At 71.3% G+C, this 15,469-nt stretch carries 11 protein-coding genes; all 11 read right to left on the bottom strand.

From position 1 onward, the window contains the following. Positions 1–138 precede the first annotated feature (138 nt). Positions 139–1,569, bottom strand: a complete 1,431-nt coding sequence (locus tag MQE23_RS27305) for an NAD-dependent malic enzyme (protein ID WP_020274547.1) — start codon at positions 1,567–1,569, stop codon at positions 139–141. Between the two features lie 355 nt (positions 1,570–1,924). Beyond that, positions 1,925–4,210, bottom strand: coding sequence for a UvrD-helicase domain-containing protein (locus MQE23_RS27300; protein ID WP_020274548.1), 2,286 nt, complete (start codon positions 4,208–4,210; stop codon positions 1,925–1,927). Between the two features lie 60 nt (positions 4,211–4,270). After that, positions 4,271–5,098, bottom strand: a complete 828-nt coding sequence (locus tag MQE23_RS27295) for a zf-HC2 domain-containing protein (protein ID WP_279345160.1) — start codon at positions 5,096–5,098, stop codon at positions 4,271–4,273. Continuing rightward, positions 5,098–5,619 (bottom strand): sigma-70 family RNA polymerase sigma factor, encoded by a 522-nt coding sequence (locus MQE23_RS27290; protein ID WP_010039908.1) that lies wholly within the window; start codon positions 5,617–5,619, stop codon positions 5,098–5,100. Before MQE23_RS27290 ends, MQE23_RS27295 begins: the two co-directional genes overlap by 1 nt. Before the next feature lie 373 nt (positions 5,620–5,992). Then, positions 5,993–6,586: an ABATE domain-containing protein gene (locus tag MQE23_RS27285; protein ID WP_020274550.1), complete on the bottom strand. Its 594-nt coding sequence runs from the start codon at positions 6,584–6,586 to the stop codon at positions 5,993–5,995. Positions 6,587–6,761: 175 nt separating this feature from the next. After that, positions 6,762–7,913 carry a uroporphyrinogen-III synthase gene (locus MQE23_RS27280; RefSeq protein WP_243380535.1) on the bottom strand — a complete coding sequence of 384 codons (1,152 nt, stop codon included), beginning with the start codon at positions 7,911–7,913 and terminating at the stop codon, positions 6,762–6,764. Between the two features lie 117 nt (positions 7,914–8,030). Further along, the gene (locus tag MQE23_RS27275; RefSeq protein WP_243380534.1) at positions 8,031–9,416 is read right to left on the bottom strand and encodes a nitrate/nitrite transporter; all 1,386 of its coding nucleotides are present in this window, start codon (positions 9,414–9,416) and stop codon (positions 8,031–8,033) included. Between the two features lie 153 nt (positions 9,417–9,569). Beyond that, complete coding sequence (locus MQE23_RS27270) at positions 9,570–10,736, bottom strand: hypothetical protein (protein WP_243380533.1); 1,167 nt, start codon at positions 10,734–10,736, stop codon at positions 9,570–9,572. A 346-nt stretch (positions 10,737–11,082) separates the two neighbouring features. Next, on the bottom strand, positions 11,083–11,334 hold the full coding sequence (locus MQE23_RS27265) for a hypothetical protein (protein WP_020276434.1): 252 nt from the start codon (positions 11,332–11,334) through the stop codon (positions 11,083–11,085). An 85-nt stretch (positions 11,335–11,419) separates the two neighbouring features. After that, positions 11,420–12,631: an acyltransferase family protein gene (locus MQE23_RS27260; RefSeq protein WP_020276433.1), complete on the bottom strand. Its 1,212-nt coding sequence runs from the start codon at positions 12,629–12,631 to the stop codon at positions 11,420–11,422. Beyond that, entirely contained in the window at positions 12,628–14,829 is a 2,202-nt protein-coding gene (locus MQE23_RS27255) for a bifunctional polysaccharide deacetylase/glycosyltransferase family 2 protein (protein WP_037672909.1), read from the bottom strand. The genes MQE23_RS27260 and MQE23_RS27255 overlap by 4 nt, the downstream gene beginning before the upstream one ends. Positions 14,830–15,469 lie beyond the last annotated feature (640 nt).

Raw genomic sequence — 15,469 nt, 5'->3', positions numbered from 1 at the left:
ACACCCTTGGGAGTCACACGAAAAGAGGGCCTGAGCCTGGCCGACACGATAGAGGGCGGCCCGAGGAGTCGGGTTCCCCGACGCGCCGTTGCCAGGCCAGTCGTGGCAATCCTCACAGCCGTCCGCAGGGCTGTCGCCCTACGGCTGCGAGGTCGCCGCCGTCGCGCCGACCGCCTTCGCGGCCTCCCGGACCGCTCCGGCGACCGCGCCCGCGACCTTGTCGTTGAAGACGCTCGGGATGATGTAGTTCGGGTTCAGCTCGTCCTCGGTCACCACGTCCGCCAGGGCGGTCGCGGCGGCCAGCATCATCTCGGTGTTGACCGTGCGGGACTGGGCGTCCAGCAGACCGCGGAAGACACCCGGGAAGACCAGCACGTTGTTGATCTGGTTCGGGAAGTCGGAACGGCCGGTGGCCACAACGGCCGCGGTCTGACGGGCGATTGCCGGGTCGACCTCGGGATCCGGGTTCGCGAGCGCGAACACGATGGCTCCGTCGGCCATGGCGGCCACGTCGTCGCCGTCCAGGACGTTCGGGGCGGAGACGCCGATGAAGACGTCGGCGCCGCGCACGGCCTCCTTGAGGGTGCCGGTCAGGCCCTCGGGGTTGGTGTTGTCGGCGATCCAGCGCAGCGCCGAGTCCGGGGCGGCGTCCACCAGGTCCTCGCGGCCGGCGTGCACGATGCCGTGGATGTCGGCGACGACGGCGTTCTTGACGCCCGCGGCGAGCAGCAGCTTCAGGATGGCCGTACCGGCCGCGCCGGCGCCGGACATGACGACCCGGATGTTCTCGATCGCCTTGCCCGTGACACGCAGTGCGTTCGTGAGGGCGGCGAGGACGACGATCGCGGTGCCGTGCTGGTCGTCGTGGAAGACGGGGATGTCGAGGGCCTCGCGCAGCCGGGCCTCGATCTCGAAGCAGCGGGGGGCGGAGATGTCCTCCAGGTTGATGCCGGCGAAGCCCGGGGCGATCGCCTTGACGATCTCGACGATCGCGTCGGTGTCCTGGGTGTCGAGGCAGATCGGCCAGGCGTCGATGCCGGCGAACCGCTTGAAGAGGGCCGCCTTGCCCTCCATGACGGGCAGCGCGGCCTTCGGGCCGATGTTGCCCAGGCCCAGCACGGCCGAGCCGTCCGTCACGACCGCAACGGAGTTGCGCTTGATGGTGAGGCGGCGGGCGTCCTCGGGGTTCTCGGCGATCGCCATGCAGACGCGGGCCACGCCCGGCGTGTAGACCATGGACAGGTCGTCACGGTTGCGGATGGGGTGCTTCGACGCCATCTCGATCTTGCCGCCGAGGTGCATGAGGAAGGTCCGGTCCGAGACCTTGCCCAGCGTGACGCCCTCGATGCCGCGGAGTTCCTCGACGATCTCGTCCGCGTGCGCGGTCGACGAGGCCGCGATGGTGACGTCGATACGGAGCTTCTCGTGACCGGATGCGGTGACGTCGAGGCCGGTCACCGAGCCTCCGGAGGACTCCACGGCCGTGGTGAGCTGCGAGACGGCGGTTCCGCTCGCGGGCACCTCCAGCCGGACCGTCATCGAGTAGGAGACGCTGGGCGCCGTTGCCATGGCCGACTTCCTCTGCTTTCACCTGACGCTGAGTTGTGCCGTCCGATCGTCGCACCTACCGCTGAGTAGCAGGTAGCCACCCTCAATTGCGAACGTTTTGTTCGCGGAACAGGCCCGCAAAAAGAGACCCACGTCACGATGGACGCGGGTCTCTTCGGAAGTCAGGCGGCACCGACCCGCCATGCTCGCCTCGCGGCAAGTGGTCGCTCGTAGCGACGATGGTTGGGCCCGGGGGCTTGGATCGGGCCGGTGCCACATCCAGGCTAACAAACAGATCCCGTAAGGCCATTCCCGTACCGGGAGTTCATTTCGCCGACGAGTGGGTATCGGGGCGCGGTCCGCCGGATGGACGGAATCAGTCCCTGAGCAGGTCCGGTACTCCCGCCGCGTCCGGCTCGTCCCGGTCCGCCGAGACGACCGTGAGCTGCTGGGTGGCCCGGGTCAGTGCGACATAGAGCACACGCAGACCGGCCGGGGACTCGTCGGCGATCTCCGCCGGGGAGACCACGACCGTCGCGTCGTACTCCAGGCCCTTCGCCTCCAGGCTGCCGAGTGCCACCACCCGGTCGCCGAGTCCGGCGAGCCAGCGCCGGGCCTCCTCGCGGCGCTGCATCGCGACGACCACGCCGACCGTGCCGTCGACGCGCTCCAGCAGCCGGGCCGCCTCGGCGCGGACGGTTTCGGCCAATGTGTGGTCCACGACCGTGAAGCGCGGCTCGACGCCGGTGGAGCGGACCGCCTTCGGGGACGCGGAGCCGGGCATGGCGAGGGCCAGCACCTTCGAGGCGAGCTCGGCGATCTCGGCCGGGTTGCGGTAGTTCACGGTGAGCTCGAAGCGGCGGCGCGGGCGGGTGCCGAGGGCCTCGTCGCGGGCCTCGGCGGCCTCGTCCGGGTCGGACCAGGAGGACTGGGCCGGGTCGCCGACGACCGTCCAGGTGGCGTGCCGGCCGCGGCGGCCGACCATGCGCCACTGCATCGGGGTGAGGTCCTGGGCCTCGTCGACGATGACGTGCGCGTACTCGGTGCGCTCCTGCGCGAGGCGCTCGGCGCGCTCGCGCTGCGACTCCTCGCGCACCGGCATCAGCTCCTCCAGGCCGGTGAGCTGGTCGAGCGGGTCGAGTTCGCGCCTCTTGCGGGGGCGGGCGGGGGCGCCGAGGATCGCCTGGAGCTCGTCGAGCATCGCGATGTCGTGCACGGAACGGCCCTCGCGCTTGAGGGAGCGGGCGACCTTGCGGATCTCGCCGGGGTTGAGGATCCGCCGGGCCCAGCGGCCGAGGCGCCGCTCGTCGGCCATGGCGTCCAGGACGGCCGCCGGGGTCAGCTCGGGCCACCAGGCGTCGAGGAACGCGATGAAGGCGTCCTCGGAGGTGATGTCCTCGTCGAAGGAGGAGCGCAGCTCGGCGGCGAGCTCCGGGTCGGTGTGCCGGCCCGCCGCGCCGGACTGCTCCCACAGGGCGTCCAGGAGCAGCTTGCGCGCGCGGGGACGCAGCAGGTTCACGGGGGCGGTGCCGCCGAGGGCGGCGCGGCGGATGTCCGCCAGCTGCTCGGCCTCCAGCTCCAGGCGGCGGCCGAAGGCGACGACGCGCAGCCGCTCCGGTGAATCGTTCAGCTCCAGGGCTCCGCGCGCGGCCTTGCGCAGCACCTTGAGCATGCGCAACGAGCCCTTGGCGCGGGCCACGGCCGGGGAGTCGTAGAGCGTGGCCTCGGCGCCGTCGACGAGTGAGCCGATGGCGCGGATGGCGACCTGGCCCTCCTCGCCGAGGGAGGGCAGCACGCCCTCGGTGTAGGCGACGAGCAGCGGGGTCGGCGAGACGATCAGGATGCCGCCCGCGTACCGGCGCCGGTCCTGGTAGAGGAGGTAGGCCGCGCGGTGCAGGGCGACGGCGGTCTTGCCGGTGCCGGGGCCGCCCTCGACGTACGTCACGGAGGCGGCGGGGGCGCGGATGACCAGGTCCTGCTCGGCCTGGATGGAGGCGACGATGTCGCGCATGGTGTGGCTGCGGGCCTGGCCGAGCGCGGCCATCAGGGCGCCGTCACCGATGACGGGCAGCTCGTGGCCGTCGAGGAAGGCCGTCAGCTCGGGGCGCATCAGGTCGTCCTCGACGCCGAGGACCTTGCGGCCCTTGGAGCGGATGACCCGGCGGCGGACGACCCGGCCGGGGTCCACGGGCGTCGACCGGTAGAAGGGAGCGGCGGCCGGGGCCCGCCAGTCGATGACCAGCGGGGCGTAGTCCTGGTCGAGGACGCCGATGCGGCCGATGTGCAGCGTCTCGGCGATGTCGGCGGTGTTGTCCTGCCGGACCGCACCCTCGGCGGGCTCCACGGCGGTGTACGCGCCGTCCGGGCCCTTCTTGCCGTCCTTGCCGCGCAGCAGGTCGATGCGGCCGAAGAGGAAGTCCTCGAACTCGTTGTTCAGCCGGCTGAGGTGTATGCCGGCCCGGAAGACCTGGGCGTCCCGCTCGGCGAGCGCGCCGGGCGTGCCGACCTGGCCGCGCTGGGCCGCGTCGTTCATGAGGAACTCGGCCTCGTGGATCTTCTCCTCGAGACGCCGGTACACCCGGTCCAGGTGTTCCTGTTCGACGCTGATCTCTCTGTCTCTCAGGGAGTCGAGCGCGGTTTCCTGCTGAGCCTGAGCGGCCACCGGGCCCCCTTCTGACGTGCTGGGCAGCCGTCCACCGTACGCGAAGGGGACCCGGTAAGGCTACGCGTCGACCTCGACCAGCCGCTTGCCGTCGAAGGTCACTACCTCGAAGTGGTCGATCTCGTTCGGCTCGAAGGCGGCGCCGCCCTGGACGTACAGGGGCTCCTTGGCCTTCTCGGACTTGGCGTCCGGGAGGCCGTAGCCCCATTCCGGGACGGACCAGGAGGAGAGGGTCTCCCGCTCGCCGTTCTTGCCGACCGCGACGAGGGCGCACTTGAGCGGGCCCTTGACGTTCTTCAGCTCCAGGACCATTCCGGTGCCCCAGTCCTTCTTCTGGACTGCGACGGTCGCGGAGACCTTGGTGTTCGGGTCGGTGGCGGTGATCTTGTCGGAGATGCCGTCGAAGGCTTCCTTGGCGGGGCTGGAGGCGAGCGGACGGTTCTCCGCGCCGCCGCCGTCACCGCCGCTGTTCGTCGCGACCGCGACGAAGGGGCCGCCGATGATCAGCGCGCCGGCCGCGGCCACCATGTAGAAGCTGCGGCGGCGCTTCTGGGCGCGGCGGTCGGCGACCTCGTCGACCAGCTTCTCCACCAGGCGCGGCCGGGGCTTCGCGGACAGCGACTCGCCGATCGCGGGTGTGCCGGAGCCGGGCAGGTCGGCGAGGGCGGCGAGCATCGGCTCCATGCCGGCCAGCTCGTCGAGCTGCTGGGCGCACCATTCACAGGTCGCGAGGTGGGCTTCGAAGGCGGTTGCTTCGGCGTCGTCGAGGATGCCGAGAGCGTAGGCGCCGACGGTCTCGTGCTCGTTCGGCACCGGAGATTCCTGCATGGGTCCAGACATACCCATGCCTCCCGTACCGAACCCCTGGTTACCCCCGTAAACACTCATCACGCCGTCACCCCCCGCTCCTCCAGTGCCAGCTTCATCGAACGCAGGGCGTAGAACACCCTGGAGCGGACGGTGCCGCTGGGTATGCCCAGGGTTTCGGCCGCCTCATTGACCGTACGCCCCTTGAAATACGTCTCGACGAGCACCTCCCGGTGTGCGGGGGTCAGGTCGTCGAGTGCGTCCGAGAGAGTCATCAGCCACAGCGCCTTGTCGATCTCGTCCTCCGCGGGGATGACCTCCAGCGGCGACGGGTCGACCTCCTGCGGCCGGGCCTGCCGGCTGCGGTGGCCGTCGATGACGATGCGCCGGGCGACCGTCACCAGCCAGGGGCGTACCGATCCGGTCGCCCGATTGAGCTGACCGGCGTTCTTCCAGGCACGGATGAGCGTCTCCTGCACGACGTCCTCGGCGCGCTGCCGGTCTCCGGCGACCAGGCGCAGGACATACGCAAGCAGGGGTCCGGCGTGTTCGCGGTAGAGCGCACGCATCAGCTCCTCGTCGGGTTCCGAGGGCTGGGACATGCGATGTCGGGCCCTCGGTGCACGTTCATTGGCCACGACGGAATCCTTGCGCACGCCCACCTCCGGTGTCCGGGGGTTCCCCCAGTCGGTCGCTCCACATGCCGTACGGACACGAGGCGTTGGGTGTTCAAAGTGGCGTGACAGATTTCTTCGAAGTGACGTGACGAGGGGGACATGGGAGCACATTCCCACCCCGCGATCTTTACATTTCCGCCACATCGACCAGATCAAGCCAGGCTTTCCCTACGGGTGCGTAGGTAAACGGCATGTAATCGAAATCACTTCGACAGTGCGTCCACAGAAGTCGCATTTAGGACAGGGAAATTGAATGCAGTGACCACTCAACACCCTTGGCCCGATGGGCAAAAGGGACTTAAGCCCGGGTGAGTGCCGCGCGGCGGCGGTGCCGGGCGACCCGTTCGCGGTTCCCGCAGACCTCGCTGGAGCACCAGCGCCTCCTGCGCCCCCGGGACGTGTCGAGGTACACGATCGGGCAGTTGTCGCCCGCGCACTGGCGCAGGGCCGCGCGGGCGACGGGGTCGGTCAGCAGGTCCACGGCGTCCCGGGCGATGACCGCGAGCAGGGCGGCGCAGCCGGGCGGGCCGTCCAACTGCCGTACGAGCTCGCCGTCTCCCCCGCGGACGGCGCGCGGGGCGGGGGGCGCGGTACGGGCGAGGTCGTTGACCCGCGCCAGCGCGAAGTCGCAGGCCCGGGCTCCGGATCCCGTCCAGCCGCGCACCAACCGGTCGATCTGGCCGCGCAGTTCGCGGAAGGCTGCCAGCCAGGCGGCGTCGGCGTGTGCCAGGGCGGTGTCCGCCGGGACCAGCCCGGAGCCGGTGATCCAGGCGCGCAGCACGTCCACGGAGCCGAGCCGTTCCTCCGGATGCGTGGTGGAGAGCAGGTCGAGGCAGATCCGCCCGGCATCGAATCGCAGCTCGTACGGGGCCGTGGCCGTACCCAGTGCCATGTGCCTGTCACCGCCTAGGGGTGCACCCCGGTCGCGAGAGGGTCAGTGAGGTGCCAGTGAGAGGGCTGGGAAACCGTTCCCTCTTACAGTGCCTGCCCACTCCGGCGCCGGAAACCCCTCGCGCGGGCCGGTCGCGATTCGGCGTGGCGGTATCCCGCTCAACCCGCGGACGCGCTCACGCGTCCGCGTACTTCGTGTCCGCTGCCGGGTCCAGGGCGAGGCGGTACCCCCGTTTGACCACTGTCTGGATCAGTTTCGGCGTGCCGAGGGCCGTGCGGAGACGGGCCATGGCCGTCTCGACCGCGTGTTCGTCGCGGCCGGAGCCGGGCAGGGCGCGCAGGAGTTCCGCGCGGGCGACCACCCAGCCGGGGCGGCGGGAGAGGGCGCGGAGCAGGGACATGCCGGCGGGCGGCACTGGCTTGAGGTCGTCGTCGACCAGGACGGCGTGGCCGCGGATCTCCACCCGGTGCCCGGCGATGGGCAGCGCGCGTGCCCGGCCGGGCAGTTCCTTGCAGAGGAGCTGGACCAGGGGGCCGAGCCGGAAGCGCTCGGGCTGGATCGTGTCGACGCCGCGGGACTGCAGCGGCAGGGCGGTGACCGGGCCCACGCAGGCCGGCAGCACGTCGTGGCTCATGGCCTCCAGCACCTCGGGGAGCATCCCGCGCTCCTCCGCCCGGGAGAGCAGGGAGGCCGCGGCCGGGGCACTGGTGAAGGTCAGCGCGTCCACGCCCCGGGAGACCGTCGCGTCGAGGAGGCGGTCCACCGGGGCGATGTCCTCCGGCGGCATCCACCGGTAGACGGGCACGCCCACGACCTCGGCCCCGCCCTCGCGCAGCGCCTCCACGAACCCGGGCAGCGGCTCACCGTGCAGCTGGATCGCGATCCGCAGTCCGTCGACGCCCTCCTCCAGCAGCCGGTCGAGCACCTCGGCCATGGACTCCGACGACGGCGACCACTCCTCCGTCAGCCCGGCGGCCCGGACCGCGCCCTTCACCTTGGGCCCGCGCGCCAGGATCCGTGCGTCGCCGAGCCGTGACAGCAGGTCGTCGCCGAGTCCCCAGCCGTCGGCGGCCTCGACCCAGCCCCGGAAGCCGATCGCGGTCGTGGCGACCACGATGTCCGGCACCTGCCGGATGAGTTCCTTCGTCGCGCCCAGCAGTTCGCTGTCGTCGGCGAGCTGCACGATCCGCAGGGCAGGGGCGTGCATGACGGCGGCACCGCGCCGCTGGAGCAGCGTTCCCAGCTCGTCGGCCCGGCGCGCGGCCGTCACGCCCACGGTGAAACCCGCCAGGGGTCCGTGGTCCGGTCGCTGTTCTTCCTCGTACATGGCTCTCGTCCCGCACTCGAGTCGTCGTACTTCGTGGGTACGGCGTACCTACATGCCGATCGAGCCTGTCAACGGCTCGTGACAGGCCCGGATCGGCTTGATGTCGGCGGTGTTACGTCACACCCTGGCGTAGCTGAGCTGCGGCTCCGCCTCCGAGGTCGCCGTCGTGACGGGTACCCGGGGAGTCGTACGGCGAAGGTATACGGCCCAGGTGACCGCGAAGCAGACCGCGTAGAAGGCGAGGAAGGCGACGAACGCCCCGGTGCCGGAGCCGTAGGAGAGGAAGGACTGGCGGAAGGCGAGGTTGATACCGACGCCGCCGAGCGCGCCCACCGCGCCGATGAGTCCCATGGAGGCCCCGGAGAGCCGGCGCCCGTAGGCCGCGGCCGCCTCGCCCTGCAGCCCCTTGGCGAGGGCCTTGTTCTGGAAGATGCCCGGGATCATCTTGAACGTCGAGCCGTTGCCGAGACCGCTGAGCACGAACAGCACCACGAACGCCGCGGTGAACAGCGCCAGCGACTTCTCCATCGAGGCACCGATCAGGATCGCCGTCGCGACCCCCATGGCGACGTAGTTCCACAGGCTGATCTTCGCGCCGCCGTACTTGTCGGCCATCCAGCCGCCCAGGGGCCGGATCAGCGAGCCGAGGAGCGGACCGATGAAGGTGACGTACGCCGCCTCCAGCGGGGTGCGTCCGAACTGGTTCTGCAGGACCTGCCCGAAGGCGAAGCTGTAGCCGATGAACGACCCGAAGGTGCCGATGTAGAGGAAGGACATGATCCACGTGTGGGCGTCCCGCGCGGCGTCCTTGGCGGCACCGGTGTCGTTCTTCACGTTCTCCAGGTTGTCCATGAAGAGCGCGGCCATGACGGCGGCGACGAGGATCAGCGGGATGTAGATCCCGAGCAGCACGCGCGGCCCGCCGCCGGCGCCGATGATCGCGAGGGCGGCCAGCTGGATGACCGGTACGCCGATGTTGCCGCCGCCCGCGTTCAGGCCGAGGGCCCAGCCCTTCTTCCGCAGCGGGAAGAAGGCGTTGATGTTGGTCATGGAGGAGGCGAAGTTGCCGCCGCCGATGCCCGCGAGCAGGCCGACGAGGAGGAAGGTGGAGAAGGAGGTGCCCGGCTCCATCACCATGAAGGCGGCGACGGTCGGGACGAGGAGGAGGCCGGCGGAGATGATCGTCCAGTTCCGGCCGCCGAAGATCGCGACGGCGAAGGTGTAGGGGACGCGGACGACGGCGCCGACGAGCGTGACCATCGAGGTCAGCATGAACTTGTCGGCCGGGGTCAGCCCGTACTCCGGGCCCATGAAGAGGACCAGAACGGACCACAGGGTCCAGATCGAGAACCCGATGTGCTCGGAGAGCACGGAGAAGAAGAGGTTCCGGCGGGCGACCTTCTCGCCCGTCTCCTTCCAGAAGGTCTCGTTTTCCGGATCCCAGTGCTGGATCCAGCGTCCGCCCCTGCTCGGGGGTGCGGGTGCCGTGCCAGGGCCTGTCATGACGCCTCCACTTGCTCCGGGACTCGGTCGTTCCATGAGTGCTGATTCCGAAGGTAGGGAGGACGCGTTTCGTGACTGTGCCAGCGGGTGACCGCAAGGGAACTTTGCTCTCACCCCGGCTTGGGGCGGGATGAGAGGTTCCGTGGCGTCGGGTCAGCTTTGCGGGGGCTGTCCGTGCGGATTCTGCTGCCCGTGGGGCTGCTGTTGCTGGGGGTACTGCTGGGCGTACGGGCCGGGGGGCTGCTGAGGGGGATACGGCGCGGGGCCGGGCTGGGCCCCGTACGGTCCCGGCGCGGGCTGGGCGGGGGACGGGCCGGGGGCCGGCTGGCCTCCGTACGGCCCGGGAGCCTGCTGCCCGGGGTACGGGCCGGGTACCGGCTGGCCTCCGTACGGACCAGAGGCCGACTGGCCGGGGTACGGGCCAGAGGCCGACTGGCCGGGGTACGGGCCAGAGGCCGGCTGACCGGGGTATCGGCCCGGTGCCGGCTGCCCTGGGTGCGGGCCGGCGGCCGGCTGGCCGCCGTACGGGCCCGGCGCCGGCTGGGCGTACGGCCCCGGCGCCTGCTGGCCGTAACCCGCGGGGGCGCCAGCGGCCGGAGCGGGCATCCCGCCGGGCCCGCCCGGCACCCCGGGCACCTGCCCCGGCGCACCCGCGTACCCCGGCGTCCCGGCCGCCTGCCCGCCGCCGTACGGCCCTGCCCCGAACGGATTGCCCTGCCCCGGCAACTGCGCCCCGGGCGGCAGGTACCGCACCCGCCCGTTCTCCTCGGTCACCGGCATGAAGCCGGCAGCCTGCAGGCGCGCGGCGAACTTAGTGTTGCGCTTGCGCGTGACCAGCAGCCCGATGCCGAGGATCGCCACGATCACGAGCCACACCACACCCGCCGCGATGAAGTCGAAGGACTCACCGCCGGACCGGAAGGCGAGGACCAGACAGCCGGTGGTCACGCCGAGGGCGCCGTAGCCCATGCGCTTCTCGGCGTTCTTGCCGGTGAGGTCGAAGTTGATGCGGGCCTTGAGGAGCTCGAAGGCGTCCGGCACGAGCGGCGGGAGGGAGACGCCGTCGGACGCGTTGGGGTACTGCGCCCAGTTCTGTGCGGCCCGGGCCCGGGCCTGCGGGCTGGGGTCGGGCAGGATCAGCATGGTGAGCGCGCCGTTGCGGCCGCTGCTCTGCCGGACGTCCGCGTACTCGTAGCCGAACTGCTGGGCGACGAAGGCCAGCCGGGCGAGCTTCTTCACGGATGCCATCGGGCTGGTGAGCTCGACCGGTTCTCCGCTCGCCATCAGCCGCAGCATCTTCTGTGTCTGCCGCTTACTCATTCCACCGCTCCCCCGGCCGCCCACTGGGCACAGTTGTTCACATGCGCAACCCGGGCAGTTTTCCACACCGGGAAAGCCCGGGGGAACGGGGTCCCGTTGTCCTCTGGCGGACCTGAGGACCTGCTCCCCACCGAAGTACGGGCCTTCCGCGCGCTCCGCCTCGGCCCGGAAGGCGGCCAGGGTCCGGGATTCCGCCGGGACGGTCAGCTCCCGCACCGTGCACCTGCCGACGACGGGCTCGTCCTGGAGTGCCAGGACCGCCGCGCACAGGAGGCCCTGCCGCACCGCCGCGCCCCAGTGCCAGAGCAGGTCCGCCCCGAAGGCCTCACGCCACGGCTCGGGGACGTCACCGCCGAGGTGCTGTCCGACGAGGGTGCGCGCCCAGGCATCGGGGTCCTCCGGCGAAGGAGCTCGGCAGTCCGCGGAAGGCCGCCCGCAGGCCCACGTCGGGCAGGGCCGAGACGCGTCCGATACCGAACGTGGCGAGGCCCGGCGCATCGATCGCCACGTCGCCCCAGGAGCCGTCGCCGTTGATGGCGAGCAGTACATGGCAGACCAGTGAGACCGCCGTCATGACCAGGCCGATGGTGCCGAGCACTCCGGCCAGGGCCTCTCACCTGCGACCGAAAAGGGGCCCTGGACAAGGGCCGCTCATCGTCCGCCCCCGCCGATGCCGGCCCAGCTTAGCCGCCGGGTGCCGCTCGCCTCCGGGCCCCTCGAACCCTCACCCGAGGCTCACTTTTCGGCCACAACCGGGGCTTCTGCTTCGCCGCCAGGTCCTCGACCCAGCCGAACGCCGCGACGCAGCCGCCGATCAGCACCCACGCCAGGACCAGCACCGGCCAGGGGCTCTCCAGCAGTCCTGGCACGTTCTGCTCCAGCACGGTGACGCTCCACAGCCGGTCCCACAGGGTCGCGGCGATGAGGATGCAGATGTTGTGCCACAGGTAGATGGTCACGGCCCGGGAGTTGAGCAGGCCGACCGGCCCGGCCCAGCGGCGCAGCCGGCGCGGCCACTCGGACCAGGACGGGCTGATATGCAGCAGCAGGAGCACCGTGCCGAAGGACCACAGGGCCTGCGCCAGGGGCATGCTGTCCAGGTCGTTGCCCGGGCCGAAGCCGTGGTGCAGGGCGTACCAGAGGCCGGCCAGGGCGATGACGGGCGCCACGGACGGGACGATGTAACGCGGCAGCCGCCGCAGGATTCCCTCCTGGTGGGCCATGCCGAGGATCCAGCAGGCTCCGAAGGTGGAGAAGTCGGTGAGCGCCGAGGGGATCCGCTCGCCCGGCAGGTTGAGGTAGCCCTGCTCGAAGGCGACCGCCAGGGCGACCGGCAGGGCGATCGTGACCGCCGGCATCGCCCGCAGGGCCTTCAGCAGCAGCGGGGACAGCAGGACGTACCAGAGGTAGGCGCGGATGTACCACAGCGGGCCCGCGAGGTCGGCGGCCCAGTTCTCGCCGACGTAACCGTGCAGCCCGGGCAGGCCCTCCGCGTACGGCGGGTCGCTGAGCGGGACGATCCAGAAGGTGAGGTGGAGCAGCCACCAGCCGGGATGCCCGTCGGCGTCCGGCCCCCAGCCCTGAAGGACCATGCCGGTGACGCCCACGACCCCGAGCAGCCACAGCGGAGGCAGCAGCCGGCGCATCCGGCCGCGGATCACCTGGACGGGCGGGCGCTTCAGCGAGCGGGCCATGAGGTTGCCGGCGAGGGCGAACATCACGCCCATGGACGGGAACACCAGCGGCAGCCAGGCCCAGCCGGTGAGGTGGTACAGCACGACACGGAACAGCGCGAGGGCGCGCAACAGGTCGAAGTACCGGTCGCGGACGGGCCCTCCACGGGAGGTCCGCTCCTGTTCCGGAGCCTCGGTGGCGGGGGCTGTGTGCGTGGTCATCCGACCGGCCTCCCGTCCATCTGCGGTTGGTTCGCGGAGGAACCGGCCCCGGGCAGGCCGACCGCGCCCGTGCGCCGGAGCTTCTGCCAGCGCAGCCGGCCGCCGGTGAGGGCGGTGATCCAGGACTGGAGGAGGACGACGTACATGAGCTGGCGGTAGAGGAGCTGCTGAAGCGGGAGCGAGATCAGGTGGGTCATGCGTTCCTTGTCCAGGTGGAACGCGTAGGCCGCGCACACCCCTTGCACGGCGAGGACACCCAGCCAGGCGCCGATGGTCTTCTCCGTCGGCCCGAACACCAGCCCGTACAGCAGGAACACGTCGATGAGCGGGGCCAGCAGGGGCGCCACGACCATGAACATCGACACCAGCGGCATTCCCACCCGGCCGAAGCGGCCCGAGGGGCCCCGCTCGACGAGGGACCGGCGGTGCTTCCAGATCGCCTGCATCGTGCCGTACGACCAGCGGTAGCGCTGCGACCACAGCTGCTGGACGGACTCCGGGGCCTCGGTCCAGGCGATGGCCTTCTCCGCGTACACCACGTGCCAGCCGTCGCGGTGCAGGGCCATGGTGATGTCGGTGTCCTCGGCGAGCGTGTCGTCGCTCATGCCGCCGACGCGTTCCAGCGCGCTGCGCCGGAAGGCACCGACCGCGCCGGGGATCGTCGGCATGCAGCGCAGCACGTCGTACATGCGGCGGTCGAGGTTGAAGCCCATCACGTACTCGATGTGCTGCCACGCGCCGATGAGCGAGTCCCGGTTGCCGACCTTGGCGTTGCCCGCGACGGCGCCCACGCGCGGGTCGCCGAAGGGCTGCACCAGTTCGCGGACGGTGGTCGGTTCGAAGACGGTGTCGCCGTCCATCATCACGATCAGGTCGTGGCGGGCGTTGGCGATGCCCCGGTTGAGGGCGGCGGGCTTGCCGGCGTTGAGCTGCCGGATGACGCGTACGCCGGGCAGGCCGAGGTTCTCCACGATGCGGGCGGTGCCGTCGGACGACCCGTCGTCGATGACCAGCACCTCGATGGGATGGTCGCTGGCGACGAGGGAACGGACCGTCTGTTCGATGCACTTGGCCTCGTTGTAGGCGGGCACCAGGACGGACACGGGTTCGGTGACGGTCGCGCCCCATCGGAAGCCGCGCCGCCGGACCCGCCGGGCGTGCGCGACGGACAGGATCAGCATCAGCCCGAGACGCCCGAAGACGAGCACGCCGACGACGGCGAGACCCGTGACCAGGACGCCGGTCGTCTTCTCGGAGGCCTGCACGAGGAAGACCCACGCTTCGCCCTTGACCGCCTCCAGTCCCGCGACCGGGGTGTGCGCGCTCGGGGCGTCCAGGGCGCCGGTGAGCGTGTGGAAGCGGTAGCCCTTGGCCTGCAGCCCGGTGACGTACCGGTCGAGGGCTGCGACGGTCTGGGAGCGGTCGCCGCCGGAGTCGTGCATCAGCACGACGGCGCCCTTGCCGCCCTTCGGCGTGGCGTTGCGGATGATCTGCTGGACGCCGGGCCTGCGCCAGTCCTCGCTGTCGGTGTTGTTGACGATGGTGATGTAGCCCTTGCTGCCGATGTACTCGGTGATCGGCCAGGACTTGTTGTCCATGTTGTGCGCGAACGACGAGTACGGCGGACGGAACAGCGAGGTGCGGATGCCGGCCGCTCCGGCGAGCGCGAGCTGGTTCTGGGACAGTTCCCAGTCGACCCGGCTCCTGCTCTGCAACGACAGGTCGGGGTGGTTGAAGGTGTGCAGCCCGATCTCGTGGCCCTCGTCGACCATGCGCTGGACGAGGTCCGGGTGGCGGGACGCCATCGTGCCGGTGATGAAGAAGACGGCCCGGGCGTCGTGCTTCTTCAGCACGTCGAGGACCTTGGGCGTCCACTCCGGGTCCGGCCCGTCGTCGAAGGTCAGCACCAGCTCGTGGTCCGGGAGTTCCAGACTGGCCGGCCGCCCTCCCCGGGTGTCGATGACGGGCCCGCCCTTGAGGATCTCTTCCGGGACCTGGTCACTGGCCGCGGGAGGCCCGACCCGGTGGTCGGCCAGGATCTCGCTGTGCACATAGCCGCGCAGCATGAGCATCGCCAGGAGAGCGACCAGCAGGAGCAGCGGCAGCAGCAGCCGCATGGGCAGCCGCCGACGCAAGCGCCCACGAGAACCGCCAGGGGCACCGGTCGCGGTGCCGGGGCGATGAGAACGGGTTGCCATTTGGGTGGTACTCCGGGGTGGTGCGGGAACGGGGTGGGTGCGGGGAGGGTGCCGGGGCCCGGGTGTGTGGTGAATCGGGCGGGGCGGGCTCGGCGGGCGGGTTCGGGGGCGGGTTGTCGCGCGGGGGCCGTTGCGGGCAGGGGTTCTGGTCGGCGGTTGGACGGGCCGGGGGGGCGGACGAGTAGTCGGACGGGCAATTGGAGGGGCGGCGGGCGGCGGGTTCGCCATACCGAGAGGTCGGGCGAGCAGTCGGACGGCGGGCGCCCCGCCGCCGGAAGGTCGGGCGGCGGGCACTGCATGCCGGGCGGTCGGCGGCGTCTACGGCCTGTCTGCCGGCGGACGGTCGGGCCGCGGACGGTCCAGTCCGCGGACGGTCGGACGGCGGGCACTGCCCCCCGCCTGCCGGACGGTCGGAGGTGCGGGCGGCTCTGCGAGTCCTCTCTCACCTGCCACCCGGCTCGCCGGAGCTGTAGCCGCTCAGCCGGGCGGCGGCGGCCCGGAAGCCGGCCAGTCGGCTGGCTACGACGGCCCCGGCCCGATCCGATCGGCGGCCCCGGCCCCCGACCCCCGGCCGAACGGTTGGCCCGGCCAACCCCACGACCTGGCTGGTGCCGCAGGCCCGACGCCCCGGACCGATCAA

Source organism: Streptomyces sp. HP-A2021 (assembly GCF_022807935.1).
GTDB classification, from domain to species: Bacteria; Actinomycetota; Actinomycetes; order Streptomycetales; family Streptomycetaceae; genus Streptomyces; species Streptomyces afghaniensis.
The sequence above is the reverse complement of the archived record's forward strand: the minus strand, read 5'-3'. Positions and strand labels throughout refer to the sequence as shown.